This is a genomic window from Aquimarina ulvae (assembly GCF_053613295.3).
This window is the reverse complement of record NZ_JBSIBP030000017.1, coordinates 12,275-32,321: the sequence shown is the minus strand read 5'-3', so window position 1 is coordinate 32,321 and position 20,047 is coordinate 12,275. Positions and strand designations below refer to the sequence as shown.

14 protein-coding genes are annotated in these 20,047 nt (G+C 33.2%); 6 read left to right on the top strand and 8 right to left on the bottom strand.

Annotation, left to right across the window (positions count from 1 at the left end; genetic code table 11):
• Positions 1-72: 72 nt before the first annotated feature.
• The 3 genes from ACWGOQ_RS22745 to ACWGOQ_RS22735 form a co-directional block, all read right to left on the bottom strand.
• A complete protein-coding gene (locus ACWGOQ_RS22745; RefSeq protein ID WP_452060041.1) occupies positions 73-1,128 on the bottom strand; it encodes a T9SS type A sorting domain-containing protein in 1,056 nt (351 codons plus the stop codon).
• 282 nt (positions 1,129-1,410) lie between these two features.
• Positions 1,411-3,120: a gamma-glutamyltransferase gene (gene ggt / locus ACWGOQ_RS22740; RefSeq protein ID WP_452060040.1), complete on the bottom strand. Its 1,710-nt coding sequence runs from the start codon at positions 3,118-3,120 to the stop codon at positions 1,411-1,413.
• Between the two features lie 104 nt (positions 3,121-3,224).
• Positions 3,225-3,809 carry an acyl carrier protein phosphodiesterase gene (locus tag ACWGOQ_RS22735; RefSeq protein ID WP_452060039.1) on the bottom strand — a complete coding sequence of 195 codons (585 nt, stop codon included), beginning with the start codon at positions 3,807-3,809 and terminating at the stop codon, positions 3,225-3,227.
• Between the two features lie 161 nt (positions 3,810-3,970).
• Here ACWGOQ_RS22735 and ACWGOQ_RS22730 point away from each other — a divergent pair, with 161 nt between their 5' ends.
• Together ACWGOQ_RS22730 and glmM are read left to right on the top strand one after the other, a co-directional pair.
• Complete coding sequence (locus tag ACWGOQ_RS22730; protein ID WP_452060038.1) at positions 3,971-4,798, top strand: SMP-30/gluconolactonase/LRE family protein; 828 nt, start codon at positions 3,971-3,973, stop codon at positions 4,796-4,798.
• A 150-nt stretch (positions 4,799-4,948) separates the two neighbouring features.
• Positions 4,949-6,337 carry a phosphoglucosamine mutase gene (gene glmM, locus ACWGOQ_RS22725; protein ID WP_452060037.1) on the top strand — a complete coding sequence of 463 codons (1,389 nt, stop codon included), beginning with the start codon at positions 4,949-4,951 and terminating at the stop codon, positions 6,335-6,337.
• Between the two features lie 274 nt (positions 6,338-6,611).
• Here the strand turns inward: glmM and ACWGOQ_RS22720 are convergent, their stop codons facing one another.
• Together ACWGOQ_RS22720 and ACWGOQ_RS22715 are read right to left on the bottom strand one after the other, a co-directional pair.
• A complete protein-coding gene (locus tag ACWGOQ_RS22720) occupies positions 6,612-7,037 on the bottom strand; it encodes an LpxL/LpxP family acyltransferase (RefSeq protein ID WP_452060092.1) in 426 nt (141 codons plus the stop codon).
• A 323-nt stretch (positions 7,038-7,360) separates the two neighbouring features.
• The gene (locus tag ACWGOQ_RS22715; protein WP_452060036.1) at positions 7,361-8,266 is read right to left on the bottom strand and encodes a lysophospholipid acyltransferase family protein; all 906 of its coding nucleotides are present in this window, start codon (positions 8,264-8,266) and stop codon (positions 7,361-7,363) included.
• 138 nt (positions 8,267-8,404) lie between these two features.
• On the opposite strand from ACWGOQ_RS22715, the gene ACWGOQ_RS22710 reads away from it, so the two are divergent.
• Positions 8,405-9,055: a rhomboid family intramembrane serine protease gene (locus tag ACWGOQ_RS22710; RefSeq protein ID WP_452060091.1), complete on the top strand. Its 651-nt coding sequence runs from the start codon at positions 8,405-8,407 to the stop codon at positions 9,053-9,055.
• 56 nt (positions 9,056-9,111) lie between these two features.
• Here ACWGOQ_RS22710 and ACWGOQ_RS22705 read toward each other — a convergent pair whose 3' ends face one another.
• The gene (locus ACWGOQ_RS22705) at positions 9,112-10,233 is read right to left on the bottom strand and encodes a redoxin domain-containing protein (RefSeq protein ID WP_452060035.1); all 1,122 of its coding nucleotides are present in this window, start codon (positions 10,231-10,233) and stop codon (positions 9,112-9,114) included.
• A 357-nt stretch (positions 10,234-10,590) separates the two neighbouring features.
• Between ACWGOQ_RS22705 and ACWGOQ_RS22700 the strand changes: the two genes are divergently transcribed.
• Positions 10,591-12,957: a GAF domain-containing protein gene (locus ACWGOQ_RS22700; RefSeq protein WP_452060034.1), complete on the top strand. Its 2,367-nt coding sequence runs from the start codon at positions 10,591-10,593 to the stop codon at positions 12,955-12,957.
• An 8-nt stretch (positions 12,958-12,965) separates the two neighbouring features.
• Here ACWGOQ_RS22700 and ACWGOQ_RS22695 read toward each other — a convergent pair whose 3' ends face one another.
• Entirely contained in the window at positions 12,966-14,141 is a 1,176-nt protein-coding gene (locus ACWGOQ_RS22695) for a Pycsar system effector family protein (protein ID WP_452060033.1), read from the bottom strand.
• 53 nt (positions 14,142-14,194) lie between these two features.
• Between ACWGOQ_RS22695 and ACWGOQ_RS22690 the strand changes: the two genes are divergently transcribed.
• On the top strand, positions 14,195-17,908 hold the full coding sequence (locus tag ACWGOQ_RS22690; protein WP_452060032.1) for a metallophosphoesterase: 3,714 nt from the start codon (positions 14,195-14,197) through the stop codon (positions 17,906-17,908).
• A gap of 678 nt (positions 17,909-18,586) precedes the next feature.
• Positions 18,587-19,135, top strand: coding sequence for a GNAT family N-acetyltransferase (locus ACWGOQ_RS22685; RefSeq protein ID WP_452060031.1), 549 nt, complete (start codon positions 18,587-18,589; stop codon positions 19,133-19,135).
• A 2-nt stretch (positions 19,136-19,137) separates the two neighbouring features.
• Here the strand turns inward: ACWGOQ_RS22685 and ACWGOQ_RS22680 are convergent, their stop codons facing one another.
• Complete coding sequence (locus ACWGOQ_RS22680) at positions 19,138-20,004, bottom strand: YjiK family protein (protein ID WP_452060030.1); 867 nt, start codon at positions 20,002-20,004, stop codon at positions 19,138-19,140.
• Between the last annotated feature and the right edge of the window lie 43 nt (positions 20,005-20,047).

Below are 20,047 nucleotides of genomic sequence, written 5' to 3'. Positions count from 1 at the left end.
TCTTCTTTAGATGTATCTTAACTTATATGATAATCAAATTAAATTGATATCGTTGGTTACTCTAAATCAATTTTATCTGATAAACTTTAAAAACTTAGAATCAGATCTAGCAATATACAATCCTTTTGGTAAACCAGATAAATCTATGTTTTTGGTGTCTGAAATATCCGCTAAATCTAAAATTTGTTTTCCTATCGTATTGTAAATTCTTATTGATTTACTATTGTAAGTTTCACCCAAAACCAGAGAAGAAGTTCTGTTATTAAAATACAATGTTTCTTTATTAAAATTATTATCATCTATACTAAGTGTTTCTGAAACAGTAATTTCTGGATATTCCCCAGCTGAATCCCAAGTTGCATCAGAGTCCGCATCAGGATTTGCTTCAGATGATAATTTGCCAAAAATATAATATTTTGTTCCAGAAAGTGATGCGCTTGTTGGAAAATTTGAAGGAATATCAAGGGTCACTGTGGTTGCAACATTTGTTCCAGCAGTTACAGTAGGAGTGACAATAACTGACGTGTCACTAGCGGTACTTCCTCCAAAAATACTAGGAGTATCAGCTTCCCAAATTTGAAATTGCGTCACAACGTCCATAGATGCAGTGTAAGTGTAATTCAGTGTTATAGATTCGCCCGCAGCCACCGTAACTGGATTTGCTGAATCGTATGTAATAGAGTACGGAGGGTTTGCCACTGTTATTAATGGATATGCTCCTGCAGTATCCCAGGTTACATCTGATGTCGCATCAGGATTTGCTTCAGACGATAATTTACCAAAAATTCTATATTCTGTTCCAGAAAGGGATGAACTCACAGGAAAATTGGCTGGAATTGTAAGCGTTACGGTGCCCATTACATCTGTTCCTGCGTCAAGTGTGGGAAACTCGGCTACGGCAGTTCCTATAGCCGTAGAGCCTCCAAAAATACCGGCATCATCTGTCTCGAAAATTTGAAACTGTGCAGCTACTTGCATTGATGCAGTATATGTATAATTTAATTCGATGGATTGACCTGCAACAACAGTTATCGGATCTGCAGAGTCATAACTAATAGCATATTGCGCATTTGTAGTGTAAAGACTTCCAATAGTCATTAATAAAGTGAACAGTAGTATTTTTTTCATAATTATATATTTTGAACATTGCTTTTTTTAAAATGTGATTATATTTAAACAACGTTACATTATGAATACTAAGTTATTTTTAAGAATAAACCTCTACTATAAGAAATGTTGCAATTGCTAACACTTTTGTTGCATTTACTTGCTTTATTTAGTTTTATACACTGTGCAAGTTGATAACGTTGGTGTTTTTATGATAGATTCTTACAAGAATAAAAAATTATGCTGTAAAAAATTAAGGATATTGCAATCTTAGGATATTCACATATTGGATGCAATTAAACCTTAAAACCCTACTGCAGTATCATCCCCTCGTTTATCGGCACCACCTTCTAGACTCCCATCGGGTAGTACAAGAATACCGTCCACTTTACCAATAATTCTACTCTCTTCTTCATTCGTTTTGTATCCTTTGGTTCTCAAATTATTTAATATTTCTTCGTCAAAGGAATGAGGTTCAAAGATAACGATATCCGGTAGCCATTGATGATGAAAGCGAGGAGCATTCACTGCATCTTGCATCGTCATTCCATACTCTTTTACATTCAGAATAGTTTGTAAGACTGAGGTGATAATGGTGGATCCTCCTGGAGTTCCTACAGACATCCATAGTTTATCATTTTTCTCTACAAGTGTGGGTGTCATAGAACTAAGCATTCTTTTTTCTGGCGCAATGGCATTGGCTTTAGCACCTAATAGTCCAAACATATTAGGGGTGCCGGGTTTCGCACTAAAATCATCCATTTCATTATTTAAAAAGAACCCAAGTTCTGGAACATAGAGCTTAGATCCATAGGCTCCATTTAGTGTGGTTGTAACCGAAATAGCATTTCCAAATTGATCAATAATCGAGTAGTGTGTGGTTTCACTACTTTCATATCCTGGTATGCTTCCATAACTTAGATCAGTGGACGGAGTGGCTTTTTCAAAATCAAAATTTTTCATTCTATCTGATAAATAAGCATCACTAATCAAGGTACTCACTGGAATTTTCACAAAGTCAGGATCACCAAGATAGAAACTTCTATCGGCATATGCTCTTCTTTCTGCTTCCGTTATAATTTGAATTGATTTTAATGTATTGTGGCCATAATTGCCAATGTCATATGGCTCAATCATCTTCATGATTTGTGCAAGGCACACGCCTCCGCTAGATGGAGGTGACATAGATATAATCGTAAGGTCTTTATAAGTAAACTCTACAGGATTTCTCCATTTTGCTTTGTATGCATTTAGATCATCCATCGTTATGATGCCACCTTGAGATTGAATATATTCGATCAGTTTTTGACCGGTCTCTCCTTTGTAAAATTCATCTTTCCCATTTTCTATTATTCGTTGAATTGTAGCAGCGAGCATCGGGTTTTTTATAGTATCAAAGGCTTTAAATTTTTGAGCATAAAGGATGGTGTCTTTATTAGTTTCGATAAATAATTCTCTAAAGTTATTGAGCCGTTTTTCTTGTTTTTCTGTAATTACATATCCCTTTTGAGCAAGTTCAACAACTGGAGACAATAATTCTCTTATAGGCAGAGTTCCTAACTTTTTGTGTACTTCAAATATACCGGCCACCGTACCTGGAACTCCGACCGCCGTAGCGCCTAATTGACTTTTTTCTGGAATGGGCTCTCCATTCTCGTCAAGATACATATCTTTAAAAGCCGCGAGAGGAGCTTTTTCTCGATAATCAATCGCACCAGTTTCTCCATTAGCTTTTCTGTAAACCATAAAACCACCACCACCTAAGTTACCGGCATACGGATAAGATACTGCAAGTGCCATCTCTGTTGCAACCATCGCATCAAAAGCATTTCCACCCTTTTTAAGAATATCATTCCCTATTTTAGAAGCTTCTTGCCTGGCAGAAACTACTATAGCATTTTTCTCAATTACACCTCTAACTGGGATATACTCCTTTTTAGCTTCAGTAGATTTTTCAGAATTTTTACACGAGAAAATTAAAAGAAAGGATAAAAAATAAAGTAAACGCATCATAGAATATCGTTAATAGTTAAGTTCTTTTATGTGGTTTGTATTATAGACTTCTATACTACAAAGATTGACTGAAATATAGGTAATTATGAAGGGAGTTCTTGATTTCATAAATTTCTTATTTCATTTTTAGTAAAAATCTGAAGTTCTTCAAAAAATGAGCGAAACTCTTTTTCAAAATCTGAATAATGTTGTTGTAACTCTATCACTGCAAAATTCATTTTTGATCTATTCTTAGTTCTGTGATTCATTTGATACAAGATTCTTCCGATACCGGGAATGGTTGCATAACTTAATAGCCAATTATCCCGTAACATATAGGGTAAGAAATTTTGGACACGTTTAGGTAATATCTCATAATTCTCCTGTAGCAGATCATAAAAATCTGAGACGTATGTATCTAATGTAATATCAGAGTACTCACTCCAGTAAGCAGCCAGATAATGATCATATAATATATCTACAATTACGGTACTGTAGTGACCGTATTTAGGAAAAAGACGTAAAACACTTTCTCTAACAATAGGATGACTATCTGTATAAGAGTCAATCTTACGGTGTAATGTAATACCTTGTTGCACACGATCAGGGAACTGGGTAAACTTTTTACCTTTAACAGAATCAGCAATAAAATTACCAATTTTAAGTTCCGGGTCTTCTCCGGAAAGGTAGATATGGGCTAAAAAATTCATTGTGTTAAAATACGAGTTTTATTTACGATATTTTTACTATAAAAGTTGTTTGTAGTATAATTGATGTCGTTTGTACAAAAAAGAAGTTTTTTAGAATAGAAAAAAAATATTTTTGAATACTTGAACTTATAATGATGAAATATAAAATATTTTTGAATCTAATGCTCTTAATTTTTCTGGATTCCTGTGGTCGATACCTTAAGACTACTAATTATACCGAACCAGGAAGTTTTACCGCCGGAATAGAAGGGCCGGCAACTGATCCTCTTGGAAATATTTATGCTGTAAATTATCAAAAAGAAGGAACAATAGGAAAAATAACACCAGATGGGAATACGTCGTTGTTTGTTCAGCTTCCAGGTACTAGTATAGGAAACGGAATACGTTTCAGTAAAACCAATGAAATGTATGTAGCAGATTATATCAATCACAATATTTTAAAGGTAGATATGGATACAAAATCTATAGTAGTATTTGCGCATGAACCATTGGCAAATCAACCTAATGATATAGCGATAAGTGATGATGGAATACTATATGCCAGTGATCCTAATTGGTCTGATCATACGGGTAACATTTGGAAAGTTACAAAAGAAAAAGGATTTGAATTATTAGAGAGTGGGATGGGGACAACAAATGGTATTGAAGTAAGCCCTGATGGTAAAAAACTGTATGTTAATGAATCTGTACAGAGAAAAGTTTGGGTATATGATATTATGCAGAATGGTTCAGTAGTAAATAAAAAACAGTTTTTTTCTTTTGACGAGTATGGATTGGATGGTATGAGATGTGATAATAAAGGAAACCTCTATATATGTCGTTACGATAAAGGTAGTGTAGTAGTTTTATCACCAGAAGGAATACTATTGAAAGAATTTATTTTAGAAGGAAAGAAACCTACTAATATTACTTTTGATAATGATTTTAAAACATTTTTTATCACAATGGCTGATAAAGGATGTATTGAGGCGGTAATAAATACATTATAAATATCTAAAAAAGTTATTTCTTATACCTCAAAGATATAGATGAGGTCATGATAAACTTTGCTTTTTACCGGAAGTTTTCTGGTATTACATTGTAGCAATTACCTGTATCTTGTACATTTGTTCAAAAATGACACAAATTTAGTAAGGTATATGACACTCATAAAATCAATTTCAGGTATTCGAGGAACTATTGGCGGAACCGTGGGGGACAATTTGACTCCTATTGATACCGTTAAATTTGCATCTGCCTATGGTAGCTGGTTACTGGCTGAAAGTAAAAAAAAGCACCCAATTGTAGTAGTAGGTCGGGATGCCAGAATTTCTGGATCAATGATTCAACAATTAGTGATGAATAGCCTGGTAGGTTTAGGTATTCATGTAATAGATTTAGGATTATCCACTACACCTACTGTAGAAGTGGCTGTACCCTTAGAAAAAGCAGATGGAGGCATTATACTAACTGCCAGTCATAATCCAAAGCAATGGAACGCATTAAAACTATTAGATGGTAAAGGCGAATTTCTAAATGCAGAAAATGGCAAGAAAATTTTAGATATTGCAGCAAATGATGATTATAATTTTGCTGAGGTTGATGACCTAGGCTCAATTACCACAAATGATACCTATATCGATAAGCACATCGAAGAGGTGCTAAAACTTCCATTAGTAAACATAGAAATTGTAAAAAATGCTGGTTTTAAAGTAGTAGTCGATGCAGTGAACTCGACTGGTGGAATTGCAATACCGGCATTATTGAAAGAAATGGGCGTTGAGGTTGTAGAGTTATATTGCGAACCAAATGGTCATTTTCCTCATAATCCAGAACCATTGAAAGAGCACTTAACTGATTTGTCAGAACTTGTGGTGAAGGAAAAAGCAGATTTTGGATTGACTGTTGATCCCGATGTGGATCGTTTGGCTTTTATGAGTGAAGATGGAGAAATGTTTGGAGAAGAGTATACGTTAGTGGCTTGTGCAGATTACGTGTTAAGTAAAACACCAGGAAATACAGTTTCCAATTTATCATCTAGCAGAGCCCTTAGGGATATTACCGAAAAACATCACGGTATGTATGAAGCGAGCGCAGTAGGAGAGGTAAATGTGGTTGCCAAGATGAAAGCCAATAAAGCAGTTATTGGTGGAGAAGGAAATGGAGGAATCATATACCCAGAGCTCCATTATGGCAGAGATTCTTTAGTCGGTGTGGCGCTTTTTCTAACGCATCTGGCAGAAAAAAAATGTAGTGTAAGCGAACTACGTAATAGTTATCCATCCTATTTTATGAGTAAAAATAAAATTCAGTTAACACCAGAATTAGATGTAGATGCTATACTAAAAGGGTTTCATAACAAACATGTTTCTGAAGAAGTTAGTACGATAGATGGAGTAAAAGTTGACTTTAGTGATTGCTGGGTTCACCTTAGAAAAAGTAACACAGAACCTATTATTCGTATTTATACAGAGGCATTAAGTCAGGAAAAAGCAGATCAATTGGCTAACGATACGATTGCTGTCTTAAAAGAAATAGCAGGGATTTAGATTACGTTAAAAATACTCCTGCAATTTCTAAGTAGGAGTGTTTTTGTTAATGTACAGTTGCGTCCATCGGAATATCTGCATTGCGATGTTTCCATCGCTTATGTGTCCACAAATAGTACTCCGGAGCAATGCGGATTTGTTTTTCGAGTATTCTTAAATATGTTTTTACAATAAAAAGTCTTCACAATTTTTTGTGTTTTCTGTAATAGGAATAAACTTGGTCTGGTAGTAACCCCGCTTTATTTTTCTATGTGTAAATATACCACAGACAGGTCTAATCTTCTCGCCAGAGCGGTACCTCCCACGTGAGTAGGAACTTTAATACCCTTGAAATTTGTCCAGTATGTAGCTTTAGCCAATCTAGGGGATTGATCAGATAAAAAAGCATAGAGCATAATTTACCATTGATCTTATCTCTTGTAATTTCTTTCATGGCACGATAACTAGGTATAAGACGGGCATCATATCGTTGCCATATCCTATGTACAAGTTGATCAAAATATTTATTTTTAATTTGTTTATAGAGAACCCCAACGGTGTGGAAATCAATTAGTAGTTGTGTAACGGTAGCCCATTCATAACTGGCATTATGCGCCATTAAAACCAGAATACTTTTATTTTTTGACTCTAATTTTTTCAGTGTTTCAATATCAATAATTTTAAAACGATCCAGTAAATCGTTGTCCCTATAGAAATTGATTATGCATTTCTAAAAACATATCACACATTTGTTTATAAAAAGCTTTGCGAATTTTAAAGATCTCTTGTGATGGTTTTTTAGGAAAAACGAGTACCAGATTTTCAGTTGCTGATTTTCTTCTATATCTAATTATATGGTATAAAAAATATATACACAGGTAGAGAACATATAGAATACACGCCAGAGTAGTTTTGATATAACCCACAAAATAGGATATACCAAGCGATACATCAATAATTACATTGTAATAATTTAAGCCTACACATATAAAATTAAGTACGGGCTCAGAATCTTAGGATAATCTTAAGAAATAGAATTCTTACCTAACTAATTACTGCAGTTTTTATAGGTTTTGCATTACGGTGCTTCCATCGTTTATGTGTCCATAAATAATTTTCCGGTTTATTAATAATCTGAGCTTCTAGTAGTTTTGTAAATTTTTTTGTGATAGTATATTCTTCTTCCTCTTTGGGGTTTTCAGAAATAGGAACCAATGTAGCTTCATAATATCCTCTTTTTATTTTTTCTACGTGGAGATAGAATATACTAAGACCTAATCGCTTGGATAGCACTTCCCCTCCTACGAAAGCTGGAACTTTGATGCCCATAAAGTCTGTCCAAAAGGTAGCATGCGTAAGTTTAGGAGATTGGTCAGAAATCAAACCGTATAGACTAAGCTCTGGGTTTTCTTTTCTCTGGTCCAACGTCATTTCTCTAAAGACTTTTGCACTTGGTATTAACCTAGAGTTAAATCTACCTCTAATGCGATGTACCAGTTTATCAAAATACTTGTTTTTGATTGGTTTATAGATGCCAACACATCTAAACTTGCTAATCAGGTCTATCGAATTGGTCCACTCATAACTATTATAATGTCCCATCATAGTAATTATACTTTTGTTTTTATTTTCTAATGCTACAAGTGTATCGAGGTTAGTTATTTGAAAACGCTCTGTTATTTCTTTTTCACTGATAGATAATGACTTGATCATTTCTAGAAACATATCACACATATGTTTATAAGAAGCTTTACGGATACGTTTTATCTCTTTTGGGGCCTTATCAGGAAATACTAATTTTAGGTTTTCGGTAACAGTAGTTCTCCTGTACCCTATGATATAATAGACTAATAAATATACGCAGGTGGATAGGAAATAAAATAGTCGCCACGGTAGTTTAGATATCATCCAAAGTAATGGATAAACGAGGCAATAAATAACTAAATGCATTGATTTATTTTTTTGAATTTTCAAAGGTAATATATTTTAACGTAGCACTAGCAAAGCGTAAAATGATATTGTTTCAAATTAAAATCTAGATCCATTGGGTGAAAATATATGCTATATTTGAACGATAAAAAATTGTATATGCTAAATCTGGATATTGTCGTAGTTGTTATCATACTTGCTAATGTTATTGTTTCATTAAAAGGGTTAAATGATTTTTCGTTTTTTGAACGCTATAAGTTTAATGTCGGAGGAATTAGAAGAGGTGAACAATTGCGAATGTTGGCCTCTGGTTTTTTACATGTAGATATGATGCATTTGTTTTTCAATATGTTCACCTTATATTTTTTTGCGCCCGTTGTATTAAATTCATTAGGTAATATTAAGTTTTTGGCAGTGTATTTTTGTAGCTTATTTGTTGGGAATTTATTTTCTTTATTTTTCCATAAAAATGAATACCATTATAGTGCTGTGGGAGCAAGTGGTGCGGTTTCTGGGATTATTTTTTCTGCTATATTGTTTCAACCCAATATGAAACTTTATCTTATGTTTATTCCAATTCCGATTCCTGCATATATCTTTGGTATTGGATATTTATTGTATTCTATTTATGGTATGAAAAGTAGAACAGGTAATATAGGTCACGATGCCCATTTTGGAGGAGCTGCCGGTGGATATTTAGTAACTTTAATTCTGGCTCCCTACTTATTTCAGCAAAACTTACTAATGATAGGTTTATTAGCAGTTCCTATCATTGTTTTGTTTGTTATGCAACGCTTAGGCAAACTATAGGTAAAAAAAAACGACCTAATCATCAGGTCGTTTTCAATTTTTTTTATAAGATAACTTTACAAGGATTTCTCTCCTAGCAATTCTGACATTTTGGCTTCTAACGCAGCTCCACGTAAGTTTTTAGCGATTACATTTCCTTTTTCGTCAAGGATAAAAGTCGCCGGAATGGATCTTACACCATATGCTTTTGCTATTGGATCTTGCCAGAACTTTAAATGAGATACGTGATTCCAGTCTAGATTATCATTATCAATAGCCTGTATCCAGTGATCTTTATTTCTGTCCAGAGATACTCCTATAATATTAAGACCTTTATCGTGATATTTATTATACACTTTTACCACATTTGGGTTTTCTGCTCTACAAGGTTTACACCAAGAAGCCCAAAAGTCGATTATGGTGATTTTACCCATAGATTCCTTAAGAGATACTACTTGCCCTTCTGGATTAGGAGCAGAAAAATCTTCAGCCTCACTACCGACATCTATTTTGCCTATAGATGCAGTGATTAATCTATCTAGGTTTTTACCTAATCGAGATGTTTTAAGAGTGTCTTCTACTGCTGCATATATTTTTTTTACTTCCTTTGCAGGTGCTGCCTTTAGGTTCAATAAATCTGTAAGTGCCATAACAGCTACCAAAGAATTAGGATTGTTCTCTGCAATCTCTCTACGGTATTTATTTTCATTCGTCTGTGCTTCTTGTATTTCTAAAGATAGTGTTGATGCTTTTTCAACTTCTTTTAACTTAGAAGCTATCTGGTATTGATTGCTAAGCTCCTGTCTTTTTTTACCAAAAGCATTCATCTTCTTTAGATATGCAAAAAATAATTGGTTTTCTGATCCACCTTTGATCATTGAAGACCGTAAACTATCCTTGTAGATTGTCATTTTTATTGGATTATTCTCTGCTAAAAACAACACATTTTGCGGAACTCCTTTAAAGGTTAAGTAGTTAAAGTCGTTTTGTTCTACTACGGGTAAGTTTATGTTAAAATTCCCATTTTTGATGGTGGTAGAATCAATAATAGTTGGTCTGTTTGACTGATTTATCGCATTTACATATACCGTTACTCCATCTTTGAATCCTATTGTTTCTCCTGCAATAGAATATCCCTTTTCTTCTTTTTGGCAAGCTACAGATAGTAATATAAGCGCAAGCACTATTATTTTTTTCATCCTTCTATTTTTTTGATGTGTAAAAATATATAATATGATGATTATACCACAAAAATTAACTTTAAAATATGGGTAATTGTTAATTTTTACTGTTTTTTAAGGTCTATGTAACAAAATCAGTACTTAATTCGTCTAATAAGTAATAGGATCAGGAATAAACAGGGGCTTTAGGCAAGTGATACGATTGCAAATACTTTTTTTAATTTTTTTTGTCCAACTTCTCGTAACATATTCGATGTAGTAATACAGGATTCCTACTATAACCGAACAAATGAAATAGCTTAATTAATTGTTAATACTATAATTGAGTATTAAAGTTTTATGTTATTTTTGTATAACCACCATAAGTAAACCGTTATGAAGGTATTGGGGCATGATTTTCCGATGGATATTAAAATAAGCTTCTCCTTATTTTTTGACAAATATCGAGAGTTTTTACATAGTGATAATATATTGCTTCGTGATCGTGCGGAAAATATACTTAAAATCGCGTCAAAGTTTCCAGAACTTGAAGATGGTATAAGTACCGAAGAAAGACTCCAGGAGCTTTTACCTCAAATAGAATTGGTTTTAGAAGATTCTTTTGCTCAGATTCTACAAGATAATGAAATAAAAATAGCTACTATTCCTTTCAATAATACGGTCGTAAAAGCTACACAACGGTATAAAAATATTATTAAGGCAGCCGGACCTGATTTTGAACCTCAAATAAAGAACCTAGACGAAGATCACTATTTTATTATGGGATGCAGCATTATTCTGAGCCAATATTACGGATATAAAATTGATTTCAGAAGACCATTTTTTTATGATATTCCTGATGCATCAGGAATTGTACGTCATTATAGAATTCTATATAATGGGGATTTTATCGAAGTTATTAAAACGGAGAAAGCAAAAGAAATTACAAAAGAGGATGTAGCAGAGTTACTGGATAATTTTAATAACGTAGAAATATGGAAGGAAAAGTTCCCTCCAAATTCTTGGGTTTTTAAGGGGATAGTCATCGCGAATCTTTTTGATGTAACTACTGATGTGTCTTTATCAGATTTTAAGACCAGTCTCTTAAAGTATGATAAATCTCAAGGTAATTTTATAGAAAGTTTTCAGAATATTTTCAGGGGGATTTTTAATCTTCCAGAGATTAAAGTGGGATTTGCAAATTACAATGAAGAAGAAGGCACTTTAGAAAGAGTTCCTTTTAAAACAATAGAAAGTTATATTTTATACGATGAATACTCAGACCGTTGTGAGACTGCTTTGTGCAAAGGGACTTATCATTCCTTATTTGAAAAATCAGAGGCATTTGCAATTTCTAATGTCAAAAAAATAGTAGAGACCTACCCGGATGAGGTGATGTATGCCAACCTGATCAAACAAAACATTAATAGTGCAATTATTGCACCAATAGAAAATAATGGTAAGTTTTTAGGAGTTTTAGAGATCGTATCTCCTAATAGTCAGGAGTTAAATAGTATCAATGCGCATAAACTATTAGATATTATGCCTTATTTGATCGATTCGGTTTTAAGATCCAAAGCAAAAGCAGAGAATGAAATTGAATTAATTATCCAACAAGAATGTACCGCAATCCATTCTAGTGTATATTGGAAATTTAGACAAGAAGCTAAACGGTTTATTTTGGCAAAAGCAGAAGAAAACCCAACATCTTTTAGAGAAGTAGTTTTTGACGATGTATATCCTTTGTTCGGTCAAATAGATATAAAAGGTTCTTCTGATGCTCGAAATCGTTCTGTACAGAAAGATTTGATATTACAATTAAAAGGAATCACCAAAGTAATTCGTAAAGTAATAGAAATAGATCCATTGCCAGTATATGAACAAATCAAGTTTAGGATTGATACGCTGATTAGTTCTATTGCAGATCAATTACAGGTAGACAGCGAGCAAGGAATTCTAGTTTTTATCAAGAATGAGATAAAACCGCTATTCAAACATCTTAAAGGAACAAATATCGAGCTAGAAGGCTTAATCAATCAGTATAACAATTCATTAGATAAAAGTACTAAGATGTTGTATAAACATCGAAAAGCCTACGATGAGTCAGTCATGTTGATCAATAAGAAAATGGCTTCATTACTAGATAAAAAACAAGAAGAAGCACAAAAAATGTATCCGCACTATTTTGAAAGATTCAAGACGGATGGTGTAGAACATAATATGTATATCGGAGAATCCATTACCAAGCAAAATAATTTCAATAAAATCTATTTGTATAATTTAAGATTGTGGCAGCTACAGGTAATGTGTGAAATGGAAAATGAGTATTATCAATTTAAGCAAGACCTTCCTGTGGCATTGGACGTAGCTTCTATGGTGCTGGTGTTTAATACCTCCTTATCAGTTAGATTTAGGATGGATGAAAAGCGTTTTGATGTGGATGGTACTTATAATGCCAGATACGAAGTAGTCAAAAAACGAGTTGATAAAGCCTATATTAAAGGAACCGACCGACGCATAACAGAAAAAGGGAAGCTGGTTGTCGTTTATTCGCAGCGTTCAGATGAAGTGGAATATATAAAATATATCAATTTCTTGCAATCCAAAAATTATCTCGAAGATGAAATTGAAATAGTGGAATTGGAGGATTTACAGGGTGTAACAGGTCTCAAAGCATTAAGAGTAAATATTCTTTATAGCAAAAATAAAGAGGATAAAGAGTTTTACACGTATGAAGATCTCATGAAGGAAATAAGCAAATAACCTATTTTTTATTGTAACGTATTAAACGCAACAACAAAAGAAATAGCAGACGTTATAAAACCAATCATAAAAACTGTATACGTAATACGAAGTATTTTGTATTTCTTATGAAGAACTTTTCCTAAAAAATATAAGTCTTTAATCATTGTATCGTAAATATATTCTTTGTCATCCATAAGCTCGTGCATAGCCCACTTATATTCATTCAACGGCATCTTATGAAAATTTCCAAAGAATAAAAGGTTTACTTTTTTTTCTTCGATTTCTTTCCGTGTAAATTCTCCACCAGTTACATTGGGGCGGGTTGCTAAAACAGATAACAACATCGATATGATACTAAATACAATAAATATTAGTGTTGGATAAATAAGATATTGATTAGAAGGGTTATCTAACTTAGGAATTAGATTTGATAGCGCTAACGAAATAATAATAGCGTTTACGGATAAAAGTATATTGGCTTTAGTATCTGCAATATCACTTAACTTTAAATGATTACGCAATGTGACTCTAAATAGTGTCTGAATACCTTTCTCTGGGCTTTCTTCTTTGACTAATTTTTTTAGTTTTTCTTTTTTCTTTTTGTTCTTTAAAGCAGCTTGCTCATTTTTTATTTCCAAAAGATGTTCCTCTTTTTTAGATTGCCAATTTTCAATTGCGTACTCTGTATAAAAATTATGCCTGTTTTGTAAAAAATCAATATTAATTTTTAACCAGTCACTACTGCTATAATTTTCTTTACAATTTAATTCAAATTCTTGCCTTAAGTATTCACTTGTCTCTTTGAAATACGATTTAGCTAAATGGGATGCATCCGCATCTCTAATAACTTTTTCTAACAAATTAACAGGCTCATATTCCATTTTGGTTGCCATAATTAATGCAGAAACTTTGTTTATCAACTCTTCCGAAACCTGTTGCTGTCTTAGGAACGTTTCTGAAATACGAACACTGTGTTCTTCATGGTTATCAAGACTTTCTGAGTAACCTGTATCATGAAGCAAAGCAGTTAGCAGCAAAGCTTCTTTATCTTCTTCAGAAATATTTGTGTTGTCAATAATTTCTTTTGTACTTTTAAATACTCTTTTGGTATGAGTATAATTATGATAAATACAGGATTTCGGAAGCTTTTTTTCAAACAGCTCAGAAACGAAATTATCAGTTTTTTTAACTAGGGATTCCATATTATAATTTTTCAGTAACCAAAATAATTAAAAAAAAGTGAATGCACTCTTTTATGAAAAGAAATATCCAGGCGTTATTCTTACTTCTTATTTTACTAGTAAACTCTTGTGCAACATATACCCCTCAATATTTAGACGAAAAATTCTCAGATCCATTACCAAACAAAGAAATAGAAAAGAGTTTCTACCTAATCGGTGATGCTGGCAATGCTAACATGAATAAAAGTACATTAGGTCTTGATGCACTGAAACAGGTTATTGATAAAGAAGACACAAAAAACGATTATTTACTATATCTGGGCGATAATATTTATCAAAAAGGTATGCCAGTAAAGGAATCTTCAAAAAGGGTTTTGTCTGAGCATAAGATTAATGCACAAATAGATGCAGCAACATTGTTTGATGGAGACATTGTTTTTATTCCTGGAAATCATGATTGGTATAATAATGGGGTAAAAGGTTTATCACGACAAGAAAAGTATGTAAAGGAGAAATTAGATCGTAAAAATTCTTTTTTACCATCTCAGGGATGTCCTCTTGAAAGCATTGAAGTGAGTGATAAAATTCAGCTTTTGTTGCTGGATACACAATGGTACCTGGCAGATTGGAATAAAAACCCTACCATCAATGATGAGTGTCAGATTAAAACCAGAGATAAATTCTTAAGTGAGATAGAAGGAGAACTTAAAAAACACAATGGTAAGACTGTTCTGGTAGTGATGCATCATCCTATGTTTACCAATGGACCACACGGTGGAAAATACAGTTTTAAGAAACATATTTTTCCTACTAGGCACCGTATACCACTACCTGTGCTAGGATCTTTGGTAACACAAATCCGTTCTCAGGGAGGTGTTTCGTCTCAGGATAGATATAATGAAAGTTATAATAAATTGATGAGAAGGTTGGCTACAATTGCCAGAGATAGTGAGAGGGTGATTTTTGCATCTGGCCACGAACATTCATTACAGTATATTGACAATAAAGGGTTAAAACAAATAGTCTCTGGAGCTGGTTCTAAAGTTTCTCCGGCTTCATTAGGTAAAGATGGATTGTTTTCTTATCCCAATCAAGGTTTTGCAGTATTGGATGTATACACTGATGGATCCTCTAATGTTCGTTTCTATGGAAATGAAAATGGAGAGGCGACATTGGTTTTTCAGACAAATGTGCATACGCAGCCCGAAAATTATCAAAGTGATGGCCTAAATAATACTTTTGATAATGAAATGTCGGAGTCTATATATGCTGAAGAAGAAACGTCAAAATCCAATTTTTATAAATCTCTTTGGGGCGAACATTATAGAGAAATATACAGTACAGATATTAAAATCCCTGTGGCCACATTAGATACGTTAATGGGAGGTTTTACGATAGATAGAAGAGGAGGAGGTCAGGTAACAAGATCATTGCGATTGATTGATAGTACAGGAAAGCGCTATAGTCTTCGAGCGATGAGAAAAAGTGTTACACAGTTTTTACAAAAAGGAGCATTTAGAGATACGTATTTAGAAGATGGTTTTGACGATACATTTACAGAAGAACTCCTTTTCGACTTTTATACTTCCAGTTATCCTTATGCATTTTTGGTTGTTGGAGGTTTGGCAGATGTAATCGATGTATACCATGCCAATTCCAAAGTATATTATATTCCTAAACATCCAGCTTTGGGAAAATACAATAAAGACTTTGGTGATGAAATGTATTTTCTGGAAGAGCGCCCTGGTAAAGAACATAAAGATGTTGCTTCTTTCGGAAATCCAGATGATATTGAGGGCACAGATGATATGCTCAAAAAATTGCGAAGAGATGAGAAGTATCAAATGGATGAACCACATTATATCCGTACCCGATTATTCGATATGCTTTTAGGAGATTGGGACAGGCACTCAGACCAATGGAGATGGTCTCGTTTTGATACAGATAAAAGAAGAATTTATAGACCCATACCAAAGGATCGTGATCAAGTGTTTTCTAATTATGATGGAGGTCTTATAGATGTCATAAAATTTATTGTACCTATAACAAGAAAGTTTCAGGTGTACGATGGAGAATTAAAGAATATTAGATGGATTAACGAAGCGGGAATACGATTAGACAGAACCTTTGCACAAAGTTCTGGAAAAGAAATATGGTTAGAGCAAGCTAGATATATAAAAGAAAACTTGAGTGATAAATCTATAGATAATGCATTTGAAAACCTGCCTTTAGAATTGCAAGATGAAACGGTAGAGAAAATTAAAAAGTCATTGAGAAAAAGAAGGGATAACGTAGAAGATATTGCGGCTAGATATTATAAGTATCTTTCTAAACAAGTGATCATTAATGGAACGGATAAAGATGATGTTTTTGAGATTACTCGAAAAGATGATCAAACAACAATAAAAATTTCTCGAATTAAGAAAGGTGTTCCTAAAAAACCATTTTATGAAAGAACTGTTTTTTCTGAAGAAACAAAAGAAATATGGATTTATGGACTGGATGATGATGATGAGTTTGTAGTTACAGGAAAAGGAAAAAGACCAATACGTATCAGAATCGTTGGTGGACAAAATAATGATGTCTATACTATTGAAAATGGTAGAAAAATTAAAGTATATGATCATAAAACAAAACCGAATACAATAAATAAAAAAGGCGGAGCTAAGTTTATCTTCAGTAATAATTATAACTATAATACCTATGATTACAATAAGTATATAGATGAGGCGAATACCGTAACACCCTTAATTGGTTTTAACCCTGATGACGGAGTTAATATCAATCTCACGGATGTGTATACTGTAAGAGGTTTTAATAACAGCCCTTATCAAAGTAAACATACGTTCAAAGCAGCATATTACTTTGCTACTACTGGGTATGATTTTTCCTACAAAGGAGAATTCGTAAATACAGTTGGAGATTGGAACTTGTTGGTCGGAGGTTCATATACAAGCGAGAACTTTGCTCAGAATTTTTTTGGCTTTGGAAACAACACAAGTAATCCAGACGATGTTTTGGGGTTAGATTATAATAGGGTCAAAACTGGTATTTGGGGAGTACACATTGGTGCAGCCAAAAAAGGAAGGTTTGGTAATGATTTTTCTATAACAGGTTCATATGAAGGGGTAGAGGTACAGGATTCAAAAGGTAGATTTATTACATCTGCACTTCCTGGTCTTGAATTCATTACGGCTGATTCTGACTTTTTTGAAAGAAAGTTTTTTGCAGGTATAGACTTGAACTACGAATACCAAAGTTTTGATATCATTGCGAACCCTACCAGAGGGATGTTATTTAGATTGAATGGTGGTTCTAAAATGAACCTGGATAACGCAGATCGTACTTTTGGTTACTTAAACCCTAAACTTGGGTTTTACAATGCAATTAGTAAAAACAGAAAACTGGTATTAAAAACGAATGTGCAGGGAGCGTTTATAATTGGAGATGGTTTCGAGTTTTATCAAGCAGCAACTTTAGGTGGAATTAATAGTCTAAGAGGATTTAGAGAAGAACGTTTTACGGGTGATAAAGCATTAGCGTTTAGTGCGGATCTTAGATATAGTTTTAATAAGTTCAAAACAGGTTTATTACCTTTACAATTAGGGGTATATGGAGGTTACGATATTGGCAGGGTATGGTTTGACAGTAGCGATGCTGATATTTGGCACGATTCTATTGGAGGAGGGTTTTGGATCAATGCAGTAGATGCAATAGCAGGTCAATTCAATTTGTTCAGAAGTGATGATGGACTGAGATTTACTTTTGGATTAGGTTTGAGTTTTTAAAAAAAACTCCCGATATAAGATGCGAAATACCAGGAGTTTTCAGGTTCGAAAACAATTAACTTGTCCGCAAAACCAAATGTTTTTCTAGAAAAAATCTAATGTGGTACGTGGAATCTTTGTACTTTTAAAATTAGATCGAACTGTTTTTGTTGTAGTCCTTGTTTTTTTTGCTTTATCATTTGATGGCTTAGGTATTACACTTTATACAATGATATTTTTCTTAGTTTTTTTAGTGATTTGAGTAATTTTGTGTTTTATGGTGTTTTCTATAATTTCGACTTTGCTATTTGAAATGTTTTGTTGAGAAAAAAGAAAACTCGATGATAGGGTAATTATTATTATAAAGTAAGCTGGGGTGGCTTTCATATATTCATTTGATGTTTGGGGTTGCTATAAGGTAATTTATGTTACCAAGAATTGAGTAGCTAAAATAAAGATAAAAAGATCTGTAAATAAGTATGAATCAGTTGAAAACTTAATTCATTCATCACAGCAAATGTTAATAAGTAGGTTTTGTACTACTTTTTTATTTAACAACAAATCGGCATCACTGTTTTTGTCGACAAAAGGATAAACCTTTAGTTTAAGTGTGAACATGTTAATAACTTTTAAGAATGTTTTTACATCATTTTGTACGATAAAAGTAGGCTTGTAAATATTTTATTAAAAACTAGTATTTTGAAAATAGCAACATTAACTACAAATCGATTAGGACTTGCAATTGTAGGATTATCTAATCTCCTTAAAGTTCATGAATTGCTCTCTATTGCAGAGGTAGATCAATACAATGCTCTGGGAATCCCCACTAATAAAGAAGTCACAACTGTATACGTTGAAGAGTGGATAGAAAATTTTAAGATGAGAAATGAATTTGTTTTTGTGATTACTTTACAATCCAATGATGAATTTATCGGGCTTGTATCCTTAAGAATTGGTAACCCTAAATATAGTATAGGGTCGCTCTGGTATAAATTACACCCCGATTTTTGGTCTAAGGGATACGCTACAGAGGCTGTAAAGAGAGTGTTACAATTTGGTTTTACCGATATTGGGCTTCATAGGATTGAAGCAGGTTGTGCAGTAGATAATATGGGGTCTATTAGGGTATTAGAAAAATCAGGAATGATTAAAGAAGGTCATAAGCGCAAAGTGTTGCCGCTTAAAACAGGTTGGTCTGATAACTACGAATATGCAATGTTAGAAGAAGATTGGGAGTTGTTAAATTAATTTTAATCCAGATGATACTCATACAAATTACCTGCTGATTTTCCGCTACCTTCATCAGTGATTAAAAGCGTACTATCGTTCTTAAAACAGATTCCTTCCTTTTGTGAATAATGATGAAGTTTAATTTTGTCGATATTTCCTTCAAATAGTTGATCATCCTTAAAATTAGATAGCACAAAAAGTTTATTATAAGTTAATAATACAATTTTAGAACCATCACTATTAATTGTAGCTCCGGTGACAAAACAGTCCTTGTCATCATCACAGGTTTTATAGCTAGAAATTAATTGCGCACTATGTTTTCCGGGACGAGCAGGGATTTTATATAATTTAGTGGTTCCTTCGAATTTAGAACTACGGTTCTTACTAAAAAGAAATATACTCCCTTTTGTATAAATCATTGCCTCTATATCAAAATTCCGTTCTTTTTTCTTAGGAGGAAATTTTTTTTGATCTTCAAGTGTAAATTTTATTTCTGCTACTTGAGGAACATTGGAGTTTATATTTGATATTCTATAAATAACGAGATCATTTCTGTCATTATCATTGTTTCCGAAATCACCTATATATAAATTCTTATTATCGTCATAAGCCAAATCTTCCCAGTCTTCGTTTTTAGTATTGGGTATACGTATTTCCTTTTGGATTTCACCTTTAAGGTTGAGTAAAAATATGGAATTGCTATTTCCGGAGTCGTTAATAGCATACATCGTTTGTTCATTCGGAAATAAAGCAATACCCGATATTTCACGATTCAATTTTGAAAGGTTGTTTACGAGAATGAGATCTGTATCCTCCATGTTTTGACAACTTCCTAAAAATACATTAAGAAACAACATAAAGTAGAGATTTGATTTTGGAAGTATCATAGGAAAGGGTTTCAGTTTAAAATTTTATATGCCGAAATTAGTT